Raw genomic sequence first — 18,184 nt, 5'->3', positions numbered from 1 at the left:
ACTTGACAGGGGTATGACCAAATTGTGCAGTTTTTTTATTACAAATCTCTCCAATCCAATTCCCCTAAACTAAACCCTTACTTCCAAATCTCATCCGCGATCTCTTTAATGAAAGCAAGCTTTTTCCATTGCTGCTCTTCGGTCAAAATATTGCCCTCTTCTGTCGAAGCAAAGCCGCATTGTGGGCTGAGGCAGATGTGGTTAATGTCCACGAATTGAGTCGCTTCCTTAATGCGGTTAATGACCGTCTGTTTGTCTTCCAGTTCACCTGTTTTGGAGGAAACGAGACCCAATACGACCTGTTTTTCATCTTTCAGATGCTTAAGCGGGGTGAAATCACCCGCACGGTCGGTATCGAATTCGAGATAGTAGCCGTCGATGTTATCGATGCCGAACAGGGTTTCGGCTACAGGCTCATAGCCGCCTGAAGATGCCCAGGTGGAATGGTAGTTACCACGGCATACGTGGGTTGTAACGACCAAATCGGCTGGAAGATCCTTCACGGCTTCCTGATTCACGCGAGCGAATAGCTTTTTGGTATCTTCCACATTTTCACCCGCATGCTGTCTAGCTTGCCAATAGTTTTTATCACAGAGCATGCCCCATGTGCAATCATCCAGTTGCAGGCTGCGGCAGCCTTCATTATACAGCGCTTGGATCACAGATTTGTAGGCTTTGGCAATGTCCGTCACCAGTTCATCCAGATTGCTGTAATACGTATCGGTCGTTTCTTTATTTTCTCCGCGCAGCAGCTCAGCCAGGAACTGCGCAGGTGCCGGAATCGTTTGGCGGGCGATAGCATCCTCTCCTGCGACTTGCTTCAGGAATTTGAAATCTTCAATGAAAGGATGATGAGAATGTCCGATTTTACCGGACAAGCGTGCGGTTTCCGCTCTTGTTTCCACACCTTGGAATTGGTAGCCGTTTGCAAGCTGTACCTTTTCCACGCCGTCCAGTCCCCACATAAAATCAAGATGCCACCAGGACCGTCTGAATTCACCATCCGTCACAGCTTGAAGTCCTACGGATTTTTGCTTTTCGACCAGCTTGATAATTTCTTCATCTTCAATCTTTCTCAGCTCGTCCGCAGAGATTTCATTATTTTGAAATTGAGTTCTGGCGTCTTTGATCGCTTGCGGGCGCAAAAAGCTGCCGACCATGTCATGTCTGAAAGGGGTCACTTTACGTTGGGATGCATTGTCAAGGATGCTGCTCATTAGGTTATCTCCTTTTTCGCTTCAGTAGTGAAGTTGTTGTAAGAAAGATAACATACATTTTCAGCTATAAGGTAACTCCAATAAACTATAGCTAGTTATAGCCTAAGGCTATATCAAACTTTTTTATTCCCCTATCGCCTCATGCAACGCTTCTACATAGACAGTAGCCAGCTTGGAGAGCGCGACGTTTTTATGGCAAATCCATCCTACATTAATAGACTCATCACACTCCAGAGGGACGGAAATTATCTCGTTACCGTTCAGATCCGCACTAATTACCCCAGTAGAAATGGTATAGCCGTTCAAGCCAATAAGCAGATTAAAAAGGGTCGCCCGGTCATTAACATGAATGCTTTTGGGATGCGACAACGTACTCAGAATTTCCTCGGAGAAGTGAAAGGAATTGTACTCCCCTTGCTCAAAGGACAGGTATGGATAAGGATGAAGCTGGTCAATGGTCACGCTAGACTGCCGGGATAGCGGATTATTGGCACTAATAAAGATGTGCGGCTTGGCCGTAAACAGGCTGTTGAATTGCAGATTTGCATCTTTTAGCAGCTTGTTGATGACCTTGGCGTTAAATTCGTTCAGATACAGGATTCCGATCTCACTGCGCAGGCTTTTGACATCCTGTATGATTTCATGGGTTTTGGTCTCCCGCAAAGCCAGTTCATATTCATCCTGTCCATATTGATTCACCAGATTTACGAATGCATTTACTGCAAAAGCATAATGCTGCGTGGACACAGCAAAATGCTGTGGTGAAGGCTTGGCATCCAGATAGCGATTTTCCAGCAACTCCGCCTGCTCAACAACCTGACGTGCATAACCGAGGAATTCCACGCCTTCTTTGGACAAAGAAATGCCTTTATTGGTACGTTCAAAAATGGTGATATGAATTTCTTCCTCCAGATCGCGAATCGCGTTCGACAGACTGGGCTGGGAAATGAACAACCGCTTCGCCGCCTCATTCATGGAGCCACGATTGGCAACCTCGATGACATATTTTAATTGTTGTAGGGTCAATGCATGATGTCCTTTCCGTTTGTGTTTCTTCTATTATATAATACATAATCACGCTTCTGGGCAAAGGGATAATAGAAACACCTCCTCAAAATGGTAACATCCATTTCAAGGAGGTGCTTTTCACTGCTTCTTTAGTTAACGAATTTCACCGTTTGTAGCGATCAGCTTTTGATACCAGTAGAAGCTTTGTTTACGAATGCGGCGCAGATCTTTGAGATCAAATTCCTCACGATCCACATAGATAAACCCGTAACGCTTACTGGAACCCTGGTGGGTACTCACAAGATCAATCGCAGACCACGGACAGAAGCCGAATACGTCTACGCCGTCTGTAATAGCCAATTGAATCTGCTCGATATGTTTCTTGAAGAAGTCAATACGATAAGGATCGTTTACTACATCCCCTTCTTCCAGCTTGTCAAATGCACCCAAGCCGTTCTCTGTCACGATTAAAGGCAAGTGGTAGCGAGAATATATTTGACGTAATGTACTTCTAAAACCGACCGGATCAATCTCCCAACCAAACTCCGTCTTTTGCAGGTTGGGGTTCACAGAGCCCCGGTATGCTCCGGGTTCACCCACAATTTCATGCTGATCGCCTGTATGTGAAAAATCATTTCCATCATCCAAACTTTCCCCTACGGTTTGAGAGGTATAGTAGTTAAAGGCGATAAAATCTGGATTTCCTTTCGCTAATATATCCATATCCCCTTCTTCAATAACAGGCTCATAGCCCTTCTCGACCAAATAGCTCCAGGCAATGTGGTTGTAGCGGCCAAATACAGCCATATCCAGGTAGAGCCAGTTGCGAATAGCTGCATAGTTGTCAGCTGCCAGCGTATCTTCCGGTTTGGAACTAGCTGGATAAATGACCCCAATATTCGGTGCTGGTCCAATTTTCGCATTAGGTAGCATGTCATGGCACAATACCATTGCCTTCGCCTGCGCAACTAACATATGATGATTTTGTTGATACAGTACCTTTTGTGGATTTTCCAGACTTGTATCCAATGTACCAATAGAACCAGGATGGAGAATCAGCATGTTTTGTTCGTTAATGGTTAGCCAGTATTTGACTCTGTCCCCAAAGTTCTCAAACAACGTTTTGGCATACTGCTCGAAGGCATCAATCGTTTCCCTTTTGGACCATCCGCCTTGTTGTTCAAGCGCATAGGGCAGATCAAAATGATACATAGTAACAATGGGTTCAATACCATATTTAATTAATTCGTCAATCAATGAGCTGTAAAATGCAATTCCCTTCGGATTGACTTCACCCGCGCCTTGTGGATAGATGCGTGTCCAAGCGATCGAGAAGCGATACGCCTTAAAGCCCATTTCAGCCATCAGAGCTACGTCCTCTTTGAACATATGGTAATGATCACTGGTTACCTTAAAATCAGTGACTCCTTCGACGTGGTTAGCCATGTCAATGACAGAGGGTCCTTTTCCATCTTCGTCCCATGCACCCTCTACTTGATAGGCGGAAGTAGAACCTCCCCAGAAGAAGTTTTCAGGAAATGCCTTCAATTGATTATGTTTCATGCTATAGTCCCTCCAGTTATCGTTATATCCTTCTGATTTCGCAATTCATGTACGTGAGGATGAGCTTTCCTGTATTACACCACCAAAGTTAGCAATACTTCATTTTTCTGAATCTGCTCCTGATTGGTCTCAAATACGTCCACTTTATGTTTCGTCAGTGTGACGATGACAGGCGTTACGATTTCGTACCCTGCTTCTATAATCTGCTCTCTGTCAAATTGGATTAACAAGTCCCCTTGTTTTACGATATCTCCCTCTTGAACGACCGGATTAAAATGCTTTCCTTTCAGCGCGACGGTGTTAATTCCGATATGAATTAATATCTCCGTACCCGCCTTGGAAGTCAAGCCGATGGCATGTCCTGTAGGGAACAGCGAGGTTACAACTCCATCAATAGGCGCTACGACCTCACCGACAGATGGTTCAATGGCTAAGCCTTTTCCCATTGCCCCTGTAGAAAATGCCGAATCATTCACTTGGCTCAGTGGTGTAGTCTTGCCTGTGATCGGGCTGTATATCGTTTCTTTCTTGATGTCAACAGCCTTAGTTGCTGTAACAGCTAGTAGAGGTTCTTCCGTCTTAGTGGTCTCAACGGTTGCTGCCGTCTCCCCCTTCACTTTGCTTTCATACCCAAAAATAAGAGTCAGCACCGTGGCTACCGCGAACGAGCATGCAATGGCAATCACGTAAACCAAGGTCGGCGTATAGACTGGAATCGCAAAAATGTTGTGAAACACATAAGCCGTCATTTTCACTCCAAAATGTCCATTGATGGCACCGCCTATAGCCCCTGCGATAATGACAATTGGAATGACTCGTTTAAAGCGAAGCACCAGACCATACACAATCGGCTCTGTTACACCCGCCAGCAAGCCTGTAATGCTCGTGGAACCCGCAAGGGTTCTAAGTGTTTTATCTTTTTTCGCCTTCAGGAAGATACCGAATGCGACACCAATTTGAGCAAATACAGCCGTAGCCGCCATAGCCTCAATCGGATCACCGCCAACACCAATATTTTGAATCGTGATCGGGGTAAAGCCCCAGTGAAGTCCGAAGACGACCATAAAGGTCATAAAACCGCCAAGCACAATCCCTGACAAAATGCCGCTTACACCGATTAACCATGTCACACCCGAAGAAATCCAATCTCCTACTGTTGTACCAAACGGTCCGAATGCTAGTGCAGATAAAGGAACCATAATCATTAAAGCCAACATCGGAACTAAAAACAGCTGCAAATCCTTAAGAATGATCTTCTTCAAAAACTTGTCTACCAACGCATAGATGCTGATAGATATGAATATCGGAAAAACACTCGCTGAGTAGTTCATCATGACCACCGGTATTCCCAAAAACGATACATCAGAACCTTTGTCCATCAGTCCCGTAAAGTTGGGTTCCAGGAGAGCTGCACCGATCACACCAGCTACATAAGGATTCGCCTTTAGCTTTATACCGAGCGTAATCCCTAGTAAAATCGGCAAGAAGTAAAATACAGCATTCCCGGCAGCAGACAGGATCAGATAGGTATCACTTGTTGCGGACATCCAGCCCAGCAAGGTTAAAACCGTCAAGAGGGCTTTCAGCATCCCCGAGCCTGCCATCGCCGGAATCAACGGGGAGAAACTGCCGGAAATAACCTCAAAGATTGTGGATATGATGGATGTCTTCTTTCCGCTGGATTCGTGAGCCGTAGAGTTGTCTGACCCAAAATCCCTGTTTTTCATGATTTCCGTATATACATAGGCAACATGGCTGCCAATCACGACTTGAAATTGTCCTCCGCTTTCAACAACAGTAATGACTCCCTCGTGTTTCTCAAGCGCTTCTCTTTCAGCTTTTCGTGAATCATTCAGGTCAAATCGGAGCCGTGTAGCACAATGGACAAGCCCATTAATATTTTCTTCTCCTCCAACGAGACGTACGATATCCTCGCCCATTTTCTTATGGTCCATGTTCATTCTCCTCTTGGGCAGATTGCCTGAAAACAAAAAAATACCTAAACGAAAGGCCTGCATGATCATAGAAAATGATCACTGCCATTCATTTAGGTATCGCCTGCTTATCAGTAACAATCCTTAAATTTAAGTTGTGAGCCTACTATAAAACACTCCGAAATCGTTTGCAAGCTTTTTTTTCTAAGCATCAGCCAAATCATTTCTGGAGGTTACACGCTGTATATGAATCGTCAAATACACTTTCTCGTCAATCGACATCGCACTTTCATGCTTTAATTCCAAGTATTGATTAATTAATTGGGTGCACTGAAAAGCCCTCTCGTATTTTTCTTTGACTTGGTCATACAAGAAGTTATCCCCTGATGCTAATTGCTCTTGTTCATTGCTCAGCAAGCGTTGAGCAAAGTACTGCAAATGTGTAATAAATCGCGAATAATTAAATGAGGTTTCATCCAGTGTAATCTGATAGTAATCGGTTACAATATTGAAAATGTCATCAATGACCTCTGTAATCTCAACCGTTTGTTTCATTCCCTGACCGTCTTGTCTTGCATTAACAAAATGCATGGCAATAAAGCTTGCTTCATGCTCATCCATTTGAATGCCAAATTGAGCATGAATGATGTCCAATGCATTCATACCGATCATAAATTCCTTTTTGTAAAATTTTTTGATCTGCCATAACAGTGAATTTTTAAGTCCCACGGATTTTCTGTATCGAGAGATGGCAAATTGGATATGGTCAATCAACGAAATATAGATATTATCACTAAAAATATCTCCCATTTCTTTTTTGGCGCTGCCTACAATTTCATCCGCCACCTTTAAATACTCTACAGATGTCTCCCCAATGAGATCAATTAATTTTTGTGGAATTTTATCGGACTTTAATACAAAGGTTTTTTCTATTTTTTCTTCATCGACCCTTTGTCCATTTTTCTTTTTAAAACCCAGACCGTTCCCTATGACAACAAACTCATGACCTACCTGATTTTCGGCCCGAATGACATTGTTGTTAAATATTTGCCGGATGATCATCTATCTGCTCACCTCATTGATGTAATAACAAAGTTGGAATAACAAAAAAAACCAAATAACGACTAAGTCCATTAGTCATTATTTGGGTATCGCCTGCTTATCAGTAACAATCCCGAAGGACACTATGCCCCTCATTCAATTACTCTTACTATACCGCTTTCAAAGCAGAATAACAATACAATCATGCCAAAAAACCGCCAAACACTCGAAATCCCTGTGCTCAGCAGTTTTTAAGTTGATGCTTAACGTTCTTTTTCTTTGCAAAATATGTCTTTGGCAACCTGAACTGCTGAGGCTGCCCGCGGCCATCCTACGTAAAAGGCTAGCTGTGTAATGACCTCAATCAATTCTTCCTCCGAAATCCCGTTCTCCTTGGCCAGGTTCAGATGATAAGGAAGTTGATTCACATGCTCCCCCGCTACCAGAGCGGCAACTGTAATGAGACTCCGTTCCCTAAGAGATAGCTCACTTCTTCTCCATACATCTCCAAAAAGAACCTCCTCCGTATAGGTTACAAAAGCGGGTGCAAAATCACCTATCGTTTCCCGAACACTCGATCTAATTAATTTATGCTTCATAATATCATCTGGGCAAGTCCGTTGCCAAAGGACCAATCCTCTAATTCGGTCTCTACCAGTGTCACAAATACATCCTCCGGTCTAATCTTGCATTCAATAGAGATGAGTTCGGCTAATCTTTGGTAAAAACTCTTTTTTTGTTCCGTAGTTCTACCCGATCCCATCGTAATTTGGATATAGAGCAGCTTATCTGTTCTGGGTACATTCAAATAATCGGAACTATAATAAAATTCGCTTTGCTTATGAGCATGAAAAACCTGAAAATAATCCTTGGGCGGGACCTGAAAATGTTCAATCAAAGCATTCATGATACAGCGGCTAATGCCAGGCAGCTCTTGCTCTGTGTATTGTTGCTCCAAATAACCTACTCGTACAAAAGGCATATTCATTCTCTCCTATCCGTTGGGATAAGATGATTGTACTCTCCTTATCTTCATCTGTATAATTGAAAATAATCATAAACATATTCAATTTTATCGATGGAGATGAGTCCATATGGATCTGAAAGAGTTAACTACGTTTCGTACCATTATTGAAGAAGGAACCTTCTCAAAAGCTGCCGCTAAATTAAACTACGCACAATCTACAGTTACGAACCAAATCCAAAGGCTAGAAAAAGAGCTGGGATTTCAGCTTTTTAAAAGAGGCTGGGATGCGGAATTAACCTCCTCAGGAAAAATGTATGCCAAAGAGGTTGACGGCCTTATTCGGCATTGGAATTTTGTAACGGACCAGGCGAAATCGCTGAAAAAAGAAGAGATTGGTACGCTCCATATCGGTGTGATTGAAACGGTAGCTACTATCGCACTGCCGTTGATTCTACGACAGTTTCGAGAGCATAAACCGAATATTACGTGCCACTTTACAGTGGGAAACACGGATGCACTCTCCAAAGCTTTGTTGGACGGTACGCTGGATTCTGCAATCTCTGGAGAACCTCACTCCATTCCTTCCCTACACTTCGAACCTCTGTATCACGAACAAATTGCTTTTATCGTGTCCCGTAGTCACCCTTTTGCGGCAAGAAGTGAGCTTCAGCTCGAAGATCTGTATGAGTATCCGCTTATCGTTGGAGGTAGGAACTGCTTGTACCATATACGACTGGAGAAAGAACTTTCCCGCTTCCCGTCGATGCCGTTTTTTTATACTGTCAGTCAAATTTCGTCTATACCTTCATTCGTAAATACGTTTCCTTCGGTTGGAGTGGTTCTGTCGTCAATGCCTTTGCAGAAGGACCTGGTCACCATCCCTCTCCAGTTAACAGACCCGAATATTCCCATCGGACTATTACAAAACAATCAGCACCCACAATACCTGACTTCGGCCCAAAGGCTGTTTATGCAGCTGGTTAAAAAAACAGTGGGGAATGACACCCGTTGGAGCTGAAAATATTATGAGCCCATAAAAAAACCGCTAAACACCTCGATATACGAGTGTTTAGCGGTTTTCCTATGATAAGACCAAGAGGAGTTCGGCTCCTCTTTTAATTTCTATACTCTTGTGATACTCGTTATTTCGTTTCAACTGGTTTTTTCCACAGTCCCAGAATGAGCGCGGAAATCACGGAGCCGATCGCCACTGCAAGCAAGAATAGCAACGCATGGTTGGCAAGAGCTGCTACAAAAATTCCGCCATGCGGAGCTGGAAGATTGATTTGCCAGAATTGCGTCAGACCGCCAGCGATCGCCGAGCCTACAATACAAGAGGTCAGGACTCGCAGAGGGTCAGCAGCCGCGAATGGAATGGCACCTTCCGTAATGAAGGACAATCCGAGTACATAGTTTGTCAAGCCAGACTTGCGTTCTTGCTCGGTAAATTTATTTTTGAAGAACGTTGAAGCTAGTGCGATCGCCAGTGGAGGCACCATACCGCCTGCCATAACAGCTGCCATCATAGCCCCGTTTGTGTTACCGCTGGAAGTAAAGACACCGATCGAAAATGCGTATGCTGCTTTGTTGAAAGGTCCGCCCATGTCGATCGACATCATTCCGCCCAGAATCAGACCCAAAATAACCGCATTACCAGTTCCCAAATTGTTCAGAACATTGACAAGCCACGTATTAATACCACCAAAAATTGGATCGAACAGGTAGAACATAATCGCGCCTGAAATTAGGAGTCCAAATACAGGGTATAACAAGATTGGTTTTAAACCGTCCAGAGCTTTCGGCAGACCTGCAAAAGCTTTACGCAGGAAGATAACTACATAACCGGCCATGAAACCAGCTGCCAGACCGCCAAGGAACCCTGCATTGGAGTTTACAGCCATCAAACCACCGACCATACCTGGCATCAGTGCCGGGCGGTCTCCAATGCTCATTGCGATAAATCCGGCCAGTATCGGAATCAGGAAGTGAAACGCACCTGTTCCTCCGCCAATCGTTTGCAGCAATTGGAATAGTACATTATCTTCTCCAGCCACTTGTTCGATCAAGAAGGAAATCGCTAACAAAATCCCCCCGCCGACAACGAATGGCAACATATGAGAAATCCCGTTCATTAAATCCTTGTAAATTTTACTGCCTACGCTGGTCTTCTCGGCTTTTGACTCTTCAGCGTTGCCTTTACCTTCACTACGGTAAATTGGCGCTTCGCCGTTCAGCGCTTTGCGAATCAGTTCTTCAGATTTACGGATACCGTCACTTACCGGTCTTTGCAATACAGGTTTACCGTCAAATCTGGCCATTTCAACCTTCTTGTCAGCTGCAACAATGACGCCTTTGGCACGACGGATTTCATCTGCTGTCAGTACGTTTTGTGCGCCTTCCGAGCCGTTCGTTTCTACCCGGATATTTACACCCATTTCTTTCGCTTTCTTAATGAGAGCGTCTTCAGCCATAAACGTGTGCGCAATGCCTGTAGGACAAGCGGTCACCGCAACTACAAACTCGTCAGAATCCGGGTTGCCAACGATAACGTCCGGCGTTTGCTGTGCTTTGGCTGCCTCTTTCTTGGCCTCTTTTGCTTTCTTGGCAGCTTCTTCTTCCGCCTGCTTAGTATCAAATAGCTCTGTTACTTCATCCGGTGTTTGTGTATTCATCAGCTTGTCGATGAAATCAGTATCAATGAGCAACCGAGAAAGGGCAGCCAGTGTGCGAAGATGTGTGTTTGCTGCTCCCTCTGGAGCTGCAATCATAAAGAATACCTTCGCGGGTTCACCGTCCAGCGATTCGAATTCTACGCCTTTACTGCTTTTGGCAAAAACGACGGTCGCTTCATTCACGGCTTTCGTCTTGGCATGCGGCATCGCAATACCACCGCCGATTCCAGTGCTGGATTCAGCTTCGCGTTTGTATATCATTTCTTTGAACAAGGCCCGGTCATTAATACGTCCACTTGCTTCGAGACTGGTGATGAGTTCCTCAATCGCCCCGTCCTTTGTCGTTGCCTGCAGGTCCATGATCATCGTTTCTTTAATCATCAGGTCTGTTATTCTCATTGTTCACACTCTCCTAAGTTCGATCAGCGTGTAGACACACGCATAATAAGCTCATGCTGTAGCCAGATTACCGTTTTGAAATCGTGACTTGCGGCCGTAATTGTTCAATTTTCTCTCTCGTAGCCAGATCATCGGAGAACGCGGTTGCGCTTCCGGATGCCACTCCTGCACGGAAGGCTTCGATCGGATCGCCATGTAGAGCCAGCGTACCCACGAATCCAGCAATCATAGAATCACCTGCGCCTACAGAATTTTTCACCGTTCCTGCCGGTACATTTGCGTGATACACTTCATCTGCCGTAATGAACAAAGCCCCTTCTCCTGCCATGGAAATGAGTACATTTTTTGCACCTGCTTCCAGTAGTTTACGACCGTAAGTGACGATCTCCTCCTCAGAATGAATAGTTACGCCAAACAACTCAGCCAGCTCATGATGATTCGGCTTGATGAGCAGCGGTTTATGAACCAAGGCCTTCATCAGCGCCTCACCTGTGGTGTCGATAACGAATTCAGCCCCGGTTTGCTGACATACGCGAATCAGTCGCTCGTAGAAGTCCCCTCCAAGGGATGGCGGGATGCTTCCCGACAAGACGACAATGTCATTTTTCTGGAGACTCGCCAGCTTTTGCACCAATGCATCGGCTTCTTGCTCACGAATCGCAGGCCCCAAACCGTTAATTTCCGTTTCATCACCATGCTTGAGCTTAATATTGATCCGTGTATCATCTTCGATCATTACAAAATCAGTTTTAATGGATTCTTCCCGCAATGTATCGTCGATAAACCTGCCTGTGAACCCTCCGAGAAAACCAATCGCCGTGCTGTCTGCCCCCAACTGGTTTAGTACACGTGATACATTAATTCCCTTGCCACCTGGCAGTTTTAAATCACGTTTCATCCGGTTCAAATCACCAAGCTTCAAATCGTCAACTTCCACGATATAATCAATGGAAGGGTTCAGCGTTACTGTATATATCATCGTTATCCCTCGATTATCTTAGTTTTCTGTGCGATGGATCGGCGTGAACGTTCCGGCACCGATTCAGTAATAAGGATAGCTTCCTTGAGTTCGAACAATTTGGCGAAGGTTACTTCTCCAATTTTGCTGGAATCGGCCAACACATATGTTTTGCCGGATAGCTGGTGGGCACGCCGCTTGATCAGCGCCTCTTCAGGATCAGGAGTGGTATACCCCATCTCCACGTCTACCCCGTTCGTTCCCAGAAAGCACTTGTCGAATCGGAAATTGTCCAAATTCTGTAGGGCAATACTCCCGATTACGGCTTTGGTATGAATTTTCATCATCCCTCCCAGTAGATAGCTTCTAATTCGTTTGCTTACCAGTGCTTCTACGTGGGAGAGACCATTCGTCACGACCGTCACGTCTTTAGCTTCAATGTAAGGAATCATCGCCATCGTTGTTGTTCCCGCATCCAGATAGATACATTCACCATCCAAAATTTCTTTGGCTGCCATACGAGCGACTGCGTTTTTTTGTTGAACGTTTTTGAATGTTTTTTCTTCCATGCCAGGTTCCTGACTTTTCTGATTCAGCAAGGTTGCCCCGCCATGAATCCGCTTTAACAACTGACGGCCTTCAAGATCTATCAAATCACGCCGAATCGTTGACTCAGAAGCTCCCAAGAGATCAGCCAATTCCTGCAATTTTACAACACCACGCTCTTGTAAGCGCTGTATTATTAACTTGTATCTTTCTTCCGTCAGCATCTTCATTCCCCCAACTGTTCTTATCGTACCACAAACCTAGCAAAAAACAATCATTTTTCTCCAAAAAGATTCAAAAAAATTCATTCCAACTTCATTTTTTTACAAAATGGTGAATTCCTGCTCCAATAAGCATGATTGCGTTTACATTTTAAAGAAAATTCAGCTACTTTTATGTAAATTCATTCTTCTTACATAGGAATTCAGCAGTAAACGTTCAAAAACGTTCTGACACTTTAATATGCCCCATCATATCCCTTGCTCCCTACGGTCTGGATTGCTGTAGCTGTAATTCTCGATTCTTCAGCCAGCAAATCATAAAACTTTCTTATGGCCTGGACGCGAGGGTCAGTGCTGCAAGCTTGGATTAACTCAACAAGAGCCATGACTGCGTGCATACCGCATTCATGGCTCACCTCATTAGGATAAATATTCACCCTCAATCATCTTCTCTAGATAATCTTCCGGCTGCGCAAGAAACTCAGCAAAGCTGCATACATCCGCATATTCTTGATGCTCCTCGTCATAATAACCAAGACACTTGTGCTTCGGATTCCACACCAAAAGGATATCCGAATAGTTATCTACGTTTAGAGACAATCGCAACAGCTTTTGCCGTCCCACCTTCATCTCAACCGTATCTATGAAAGAGAAGAACTCAACAAATTGGATACCTAAATCATTTTCTTGAAGATCCACACGGAGCTGATCTCCCATCAGAAAGGCTACAAGATCCTCAGGAAGCTTGTAGCTTTTTAAGGTATGTCGTTTATTCTCCAGATTATGAAACGCTGGTGGTTCCACAGACTTTAGATATTCGGCCATTTCCACGTTCTTATTGCTAACAGCAATCGTATATGCCCGATCTCCATCCTTTTCTGCCAGTGTCACATCAGCTCCATACTCTACCAGGTACTTAACCATCGCAAAATCATTATTTCGTGCTGCCACAGTTAAAGGAGTCGCTTTATAGGGATATACCATATTAGGGGCATTGTAATTAATATCCGCATCATGCTCCAACAGTAGTGCCACGGTGTTCAGATCATGGTTACTAACTGCGTTGCGCAGCGTTGCCCCACCGTGCTGCTTTATATCGAGGCCAAGTTCGTGAATCAGCAAGATATTCTTTTTATTGCCATAATAGGCTTGCTCATAAGCACCGGCTTTGACCTGATTTTTCCCATCCAGCTTAGCACCATGGGCAACCACATAGCGGACAATCTCTTCTGAGCAGTAGCGAACAGCTGTTAAAAATGCAGGGCGATCTTTCGCATTGAGCTGAGCTCCCTGCTCCACCAACAGCTTCAACACATCCAATCGCTCGCAAATAAGCGCAAGGTCTAATGGACTTAACGTCGAATATTTGCTGAGTTTAATTTCTTGTTCTATATCCCAGCCTTCGGTCAGCGCTTGGCGTAATGCCGATATATTGCCTTCTACAATATGCATTGCGATTTCTGGAAGAACGTCAAATTTGCCGATATCTTTTAATTGGATCATCGTATACCCTCACTATTTATGTATCTGCTATTCATGTACATCTATTTTATACCAATCTTCCGTTTACTTAAATCCGCCTGACTCCCTAGTTTATTGCTCACTCTAATGCAAACAATTGAGAGTATAGGTGAATATGCCTTATAGAAGCTATAATTGTAGTTGATTCTTTATACTCGATGTAACGAAAAGGAGAACATATGAATAGCATTCAATACTTATCCCAATTCAATTTGCTGCATAGTCTCTCACGAGAAGATTTGATTGAAATGGATCAAATGACCTCCATTACGACTCTACCAAAAAATACATTTATTCAAACCCCAGATACCTTTTCCGAAGGGCTTTATTTTGTGAAGAAGGGAAAAGTACGTCTATATAAGCTAAATGCTGACGGGAAGCAATTTACTTTGGATATCCTCAATGAGGGGAATGTATTTGGTGAAATGGATATGATTTCATTAGGGACAAGGGATATGTATATAGAAACGATAGAAGAATGCGATATCTGCCGGATGGACAAAGACCGGTTTGAGCATTTTTTAATACAACATCCCCGGTTTATGATGAACATGATCAAGGTGCTAAGTGACCGAATCTCAGGAATGAGCAGTCTGGCCCAGCATTTAGCCTTGGGAAATTTACAGGATAAAATTTTATATGTTCTTTTAAAATTATGCGATCAATTTGCCCTTCAAAGTCATGATGAGTATTACAAAATTGATTTCCCGCTTTCTCACCAGGAAATAGCACATTTGGTTGGAGCCACCCGTGAGGCTGTAACAACCGCTCTACAGGAGCTCGTCAAAGAAAGGGTCATTAAGACCGGCTTTAAGACAATTTATATCCATCGCCAAAAGCTAATGAAGTTGTAAGCTACATTACATCTTTCCTCCTGACAAAAGAATTATCGTATACCTACCAGCAAATATACGATATGGAGTGATGAAATGCTACACCGCAAAGGGGCTCGCAAAAGAACAGATATCCCTACTGATGTACTTCAATTGCTACAACAGGGACAACTTGAGACTGTGAATCTTACCGAATGGCTGGCTGTAGATCATGTTGTACTTCTGCGGAACGCTCTTGATGAGTTTGGATTGCAGCGATCATTCAATGTCTTCTTGACTGAATTGGATCATCTGAAGGAAAAAAAGATCATGAAAGTAATACCCGCAATAGCACAAGCATGGCTTTATGTGTTTGAGCAACAAACGTTAGAAGAGCGTACTCGTATCTATGACGCGATGGCCTCTCATCTTTCAGATAGCATTCGCTGCTGGGCTGCCTACATCATCGGGGTAGATTCCCGTTTAAGTCTAGAAGAAAAATTAGCTGGTATTCGACCATTTGCAGCAGATTCCCATTTCGGAGTACGTGAAATTGCCTGGATGGCAATGAGAGAACCTATATCCTTGCAACTGGATGAGGCGCTTGTGCTGTTAAACAGCTGGATGCGAAACAAGGATGCTAACATACGTCGTTTTGCTATAGAATTAACCCGGCCACAAGGCGTTTGGGCCAAACACATCCCTGAACTAAAAGAACATCCCGAGTTAGCCCTTCCACTTTTGGAAGTGGTTCAATCTGACCCTGTCAAATATGTTCAAGACTCGGTGAGCAATTGGCTGAATGATGCCAGCAAAACTAACCCGGAATGGGTAATTCAGGTATGTGATACATGGCTGTTGGCTTCAGATACAAAGGAAACGAAGCGAATAGTAACTCGGGCACAAAGAAGCTTGAACAAAATGAAATAATCTGGAGACTCCTCCCCATCCAATCCATAGCTAGAATATTTACATAAACTATGAGATACATCTGGAATATTAGGAATGGAGGAATTCCTATGTCTATTATCCGAATCTATCTGGAAGCAGACAGTGTTGTATCTGGGAACATTGCGATCACCACGAATATAAATGTCACTCCAATTGTCAATCGGTACACAGCCGTTGTTGTGCTCGGCAACATCCTAGGGGGAGTGACCACCATCCCGGCACAAAATTTTACGAATGATAGTGGGACTTCAGTTGCGGCAAACAGTCTGCTGGTTCCGACCAGTAACGGTTACTACAATGTATTTGTGAATGGAACGTTGCAGCGAGGCGGACTAACGACACTTTCTCCTACTAATCTAATCATAAATACTGGCTTGTTAGTTGGCGCTACCGTAGTTATTGAGGTGATCAATTTCAACACCAGCGCTTCCTCAACATCTGTCAACAACGTCACCGTAACGACCACAATAAGCGACTGAAGGAAAACTATCGCAAATTCCACTTAAAAAAACGCCAAACACAGGGCTTATCCTTGATGAATACAGATGGTTTTTCCCGTTACACAATTAAAAAAAATTTTAAATCTTGAAGTTCTCTACAAGTACCTGAAGCTTCTCGGCCAGTGATGAGAGGAGCTCTGCGGAGGATTCCACTTCTTGCATAGCAACAAGCTGTTGCTCTGAAGAAGCCGATAGAGATTCTGCCCCTTTAGCTGTATGGTTAGAGACGAGCACGGTATTCTGAATGGCTTGAACGAGCCCTTCAGAGATCAGTGCCAAATCCCGAACTGTAGCTGATATTTGCTCACTTTGGGAAGAGACATCAGAAACGGAGGCTTCAATCTCGGAGAAGGAACGTCCGGCCGATATAATCAACGCTTTCCCTTGCAGCATTTCGTCCGTGGAACGCTTCACATTTTGTCCCGCCTTGTCCATTTGGGCGATAATCAAACTGATCAGCTCACTAACTTGTGTGGCGGATGTGGCTGAACGTTCGGCCAACTTGCGGACAGAGTCAGCGACAACGACAAAGCCCCTGCCTTCTTCTCCAGCGCGGGCAGCTTCTATCGCTGCATTTAGAGATAGTAAGTTAGTCTCCTCGGCAATACTGGCGATGGTGCCGACAATGTTCTCAATCTCCTTGGAGTGGCTGCCAAGCGTATTAATAATGCTTGAGAGATCGCCGATACTTTCACTCACAACTCCCATTTGGGAGGTGGTGGAATCCATCGATTCCCGACCAAGACGTGCTTTCTGGACATTATCGACTGCCTTGTTCCTTGCGATGTCTGCATTGCCCGCAATATCGCTGATGAAGCGAGATATATCCTGAACCGCTTTGTAGCTTTCTTCTAGATTCTGTAATTGGGTATGCGCCCCATCTGTTAGCTCAATCGTAACATTCACGCTGTGCTCCCCAGCACGGTTCGTTGCTTGTGCGCTGGCTGACAACTCCTGAGAGGAAGAAGCGACCAGTATAGAGGTGTCATTGACCTGAGTGATCAGGTTGCGTAAATTCATTGTCATATCGTTGAAGTCGCGGGCCAGAGTCCCGATTTCATCCTTGCTTTTGAAAAGAAGTGGTTCATGGGTAAGATCGCCCTTGGCAATGGTATTCACAGAGGCTGACAGCTTGGTAAGCGGACTTACCATATGGCGAATCAACAGGTAAGCAACAAGGATAGCCACGATAAAAATAGAACCGCCAATAATAAAGGGATGAACAATAATATCCAACGTCCGTTCCTGAATTAATGAGCCGTCAAAATTGATGGCCATCAGTGCAACAATGGGCTTGGTGGGATCATGATCCTGGTAAATGGGACCATAACCAGTTTTAAGCGAGGTTCCTTCATATGTATAAACCTTGGAATATGCTGAATGCTTCATCGTAGTTATCATTTCTTTGTCTTCATCCGTGAAATAGAAGGAATCGCCAGCTTGGTAGCCTCTTTGCTTGAGGTTGGCGTCGGCGGCCAGAATTTTTCCATCTAAAGACATGATGAAAGCCTCTTTAAAAATAGGCTTATGTGCTACGATCCAGCCAATTCGCTTTTCAATGGCAGTAAGTTTGCTCTTATCTCCACTGACCAGACCCGATATATCCGCGGGATCTATAAGACCTGTCGTAATATTGGCGCAGCCCACCAGCTCGATCCCTGCAGCTTCATCCACTTGATGGTAAGCGGTACGATATCCGAAGTATCCAATGGAGGAGCCTACGAGGAGGAACATGATGAGCATCATCCAGGTTAATTTTGTTGCGAGCTTCATTATTTGAACCACCAATCCTGACTCTAATAAATTTTTATGACAATCAGTTTTCACTGCTACGATTATAGCCTATCAACACTTACTAATAATATGGCATTCCA

The 18,184-nt window shown here is 44.2% G+C and carries 17 protein-coding genes; 4 read left to right on the top strand and 13 right to left on the bottom strand.

The annotated features are described in order from the left end of the window. Window positions 1–77: 77 nt before the first annotated feature. The 7 genes from MMB75_RS09420 to MMB75_RS09390 all read right to left on the bottom strand — a co-directional run bounded on the left by MMB75_RS09420 (window position 78) and on the right by MMB75_RS09390 (window position 7,745). Window positions 78–1,217: a 5-methyltetrahydropteroyltriglutamate--homocysteine S-methyltransferase gene (locus tag MMB75_RS09420; protein WP_017425888.1), complete on the bottom strand. Its 1,140-nt coding sequence runs from the start codon at window positions 1,215–1,217 to the stop codon at window positions 78–80. 123 nt (window positions 1,218–1,340) lie between these two features. Beyond that, entirely contained in the window at window positions 1,341–2,243 is a 903-nt protein-coding gene (locus MMB75_RS09415; RefSeq protein WP_044785462.1) for a LysR family transcriptional regulator, read from the bottom strand. A gap of 135 nt (window positions 2,244–2,378) precedes the next feature. Continuing rightward, a complete protein-coding gene (locus MMB75_RS09410; RefSeq protein ID WP_045243929.1) occupies window positions 2,379–3,788 on the bottom strand; it encodes a glycoside hydrolase family 1 protein in 1,410 nt (469 codons plus the stop codon). Between the two features lie 74 nt (window positions 3,789–3,862). Beyond that, on the bottom strand, window positions 3,863–5,743 hold the full coding sequence (locus MMB75_RS09405; protein WP_045243930.1) for a beta-glucoside-specific PTS transporter subunit IIABC: 1,881 nt from the start codon (window positions 5,741–5,743) through the stop codon (window positions 3,863–3,865). 183 nt (window positions 5,744–5,926) lie between these two features. After that, window positions 5,927–6,784 carry a BglG family transcription antiterminator LicT gene (gene licT, locus MMB75_RS09400; RefSeq protein ID WP_019686863.1) on the bottom strand — a complete coding sequence of 286 codons (858 nt, stop codon included), beginning with the start codon at window positions 6,782–6,784 and terminating at the stop codon, window positions 5,927–5,929. Window positions 6,785–7,026: 242 nt separating this feature from the next. Continuing rightward, the gene (locus MMB75_RS09395; protein WP_016819660.1) at window positions 7,027–7,362 is read right to left on the bottom strand and encodes a carboxymuconolactone decarboxylase family protein; all 336 of its coding nucleotides are present in this window, start codon (window positions 7,360–7,362) and stop codon (window positions 7,027–7,029) included. Next, complete coding sequence (locus MMB75_RS09390; protein WP_045243931.1) at window positions 7,359–7,745, bottom strand: tautomerase family protein; 387 nt, start codon at window positions 7,743–7,745, stop codon at window positions 7,359–7,361. Before MMB75_RS09390 ends, MMB75_RS09395 begins: the two co-directional genes overlap by 4 nt. 112 nt (window positions 7,746–7,857) lie before the next feature. Between MMB75_RS09390 and MMB75_RS09385 the strand changes: the two genes are divergently transcribed. Continuing rightward, a complete protein-coding gene (locus MMB75_RS09385) occupies window positions 7,858–8,748 on the top strand; it encodes a LysR family transcriptional regulator (RefSeq protein WP_045243932.1) in 891 nt (296 codons plus the stop codon). Window positions 8,749–8,872: 124 nt separating this feature from the next. On the opposite strand, the gene MMB75_RS09380 is transcribed toward MMB75_RS09385, so the two are convergent. The 5 genes from MMB75_RS09380 to MMB75_RS09360 form a co-directional block, all read right to left on the bottom strand. Beyond that, window positions 8,873–10,801, bottom strand: a complete 1,929-nt coding sequence (locus MMB75_RS09380; protein ID WP_016819657.1) for a PTS fructose transporter subunit IIABC — start codon at window positions 10,799–10,801, stop codon at window positions 8,873–8,875. Between the two features lie 67 nt (window positions 10,802–10,868). Then, window positions 10,869–11,780 carry a 1-phosphofructokinase gene (gene pfkB / locus MMB75_RS09375; RefSeq protein ID WP_016819656.1) on the bottom strand — a complete coding sequence of 304 codons (912 nt, stop codon included), beginning with the start codon at window positions 11,778–11,780 and terminating at the stop codon, window positions 10,869–10,871. A gap of 2 nt (window positions 11,781–11,782) precedes the next feature. Continuing rightward, entirely contained in the window at window positions 11,783–12,529 is a 747-nt protein-coding gene (locus MMB75_RS09370; RefSeq protein ID WP_016819655.1) for a DeoR/GlpR family DNA-binding transcription regulator, read from the bottom strand. Between the two features lie 233 nt (window positions 12,530–12,762). Then, entirely contained in the window at window positions 12,763–12,963 is a 201-nt protein-coding gene (locus tag MMB75_RS09365) for a hypothetical protein (RefSeq protein WP_019686859.1), read from the bottom strand. Beyond that, complete coding sequence (locus tag MMB75_RS09360) at window positions 12,947–14,029, bottom strand: ankyrin repeat domain-containing protein (protein ID WP_045243933.1); 1,083 nt, start codon at window positions 14,027–14,029, stop codon at window positions 12,947–12,949. The genes MMB75_RS09365 and MMB75_RS09360 overlap by 17 nt, the downstream gene beginning before the upstream one ends. Window positions 14,030–14,226: 197 nt before the next feature. Between MMB75_RS09360 and MMB75_RS09355 the strand changes: the two genes are divergently transcribed. From MMB75_RS09355 to MMB75_RS09345, 3 genes are all read left to right on the top strand, one after another. Beyond that, window positions 14,227–14,901, top strand: coding sequence for a Crp/Fnr family transcriptional regulator (locus tag MMB75_RS09355; RefSeq protein ID WP_045243934.1), 675 nt, complete (start codon window positions 14,227–14,229; stop codon window positions 14,899–14,901). A 75-nt stretch (window positions 14,902–14,976) separates the two neighbouring features. Further along, entirely contained in the window at window positions 14,977–15,789 is an 813-nt protein-coding gene (locus MMB75_RS09350; RefSeq protein WP_045243935.1) for a DNA alkylation repair protein, read from the top strand. A gap of 89 nt (window positions 15,790–15,878) precedes the next feature. Then, on the top strand, window positions 15,879–16,289 hold the full coding sequence (locus MMB75_RS09345) for a DUF4183 domain-containing protein (RefSeq protein WP_019686855.1): 411 nt from the start codon (window positions 15,879–15,881) through the stop codon (window positions 16,287–16,289). A gap of 99 nt (window positions 16,290–16,388) precedes the next feature. On the opposite strand, the gene MMB75_RS09340 is transcribed toward MMB75_RS09345, so the two are convergent. Continuing rightward, window positions 16,389–18,083: a methyl-accepting chemotaxis protein gene (locus MMB75_RS09340; protein ID WP_045243936.1), complete on the bottom strand. Its 1,695-nt coding sequence runs from the start codon at window positions 18,081–18,083 to the stop codon at window positions 16,389–16,391. Window positions 18,084–18,184 lie beyond the last annotated feature (101 nt).

This window comes from Paenibacillus sp. P2(2022) (genome assembly GCF_029522175.1).
Lineage (GTDB): Bacteria > Bacillota > Bacilli > Paenibacillales > Paenibacillaceae > Paenibacillus > Paenibacillus polymyxa.
The sequence above is the reverse complement of the archived record's forward strand: the minus strand, read 5'-3'. Positions and strand labels throughout refer to the sequence as shown.

Excerpts from the sequence above, each read along its gene's own strand:
- MMB75_RS09420 (WP_017425888.1), bottom strand. The coding sequence starts at position 1,217 with ATGAGCAGCATCCTTGACAATGCATCCCAACGTAAAGTGACCCCTTTC.
- MMB75_RS09410 (WP_045243929.1), bottom strand. The coding sequence starts at position 3,788 with ATGAAACATAATCAATTGAAGGCATTTCCTGAAAACTTCTTCTGGGGA.
- MMB75_RS09405 (WP_045243930.1), bottom strand. The coding sequence starts at position 5,743 with ATGGACCATAAGAAAATGGGCGAGGATATCGTACGTCTCGTTGGAGGA.
- licT (WP_019686863.1), bottom strand. The coding sequence starts at position 6,784 with ATGATCATCCGGCAAATATTTAACAACAATGTCATTCGGGCCGAAAAT.
- MMB75_RS09395 (WP_016819660.1), bottom strand. The coding sequence starts at position 7,362 with ATGAAGCATAAATTAATTAGATCGAGTGTTCGGGAAACGATAGGTGAT.
- MMB75_RS09390 (WP_045243931.1), bottom strand. The coding sequence starts at position 7,745 with ATGCCTTTTGTACGAGTAGGTTATTTGGAGCAACAATACACAGAGCAA.
- MMB75_RS09385 (WP_045243932.1), top strand. The coding sequence starts at position 7,858 with ATGGATCTGAAAGAGTTAACTACGTTTCGTACCATTATTGAAGAAGGA.
- MMB75_RS09380 (WP_016819657.1), bottom strand. The coding sequence starts at position 10,801 with ATGAGAATAACAGACCTGATGATTAAAGAAACGATGATCATGGACCTG.
- pfkB (WP_016819656.1), bottom strand. The coding sequence starts at position 11,780 with ATGATATATACAGTAACGCTGAACCCTTCCATTGATTATATCGTGGAA.
- MMB75_RS09370 (WP_016819655.1), bottom strand. The coding sequence starts at position 12,529 with ATGCTGACGGAAGAAAGATACAAGTTAATAATACAGCGCTTACAAGAG.
- MMB75_RS09360 (WP_045243933.1), bottom strand. The coding sequence starts at position 14,029 with ATGATCCAATTAAAAGATATCGGCAAATTTGACGTTCTTCCAGAAATC.
- MMB75_RS09355 (WP_045243934.1), top strand. The coding sequence starts at position 14,227 with ATGAATAGCATTCAATACTTATCCCAATTCAATTTGCTGCATAGTCTC.
- MMB75_RS09350 (WP_045243935.1), top strand. The coding sequence starts at position 14,977 with ATGCTACACCGCAAAGGGGCTCGCAAAAGAACAGATATCCCTACTGAT.
- MMB75_RS09345 (WP_019686855.1), top strand. The coding sequence starts at position 15,879 with ATGTCTATTATCCGAATCTATCTGGAAGCAGACAGTGTTGTATCTGGG.
- MMB75_RS09340 (WP_045243936.1), bottom strand. The coding sequence starts at position 18,083 with ATGAAGCTCGCAACAAAATTAACCTGGATGATGCTCATCATGTTCCTC.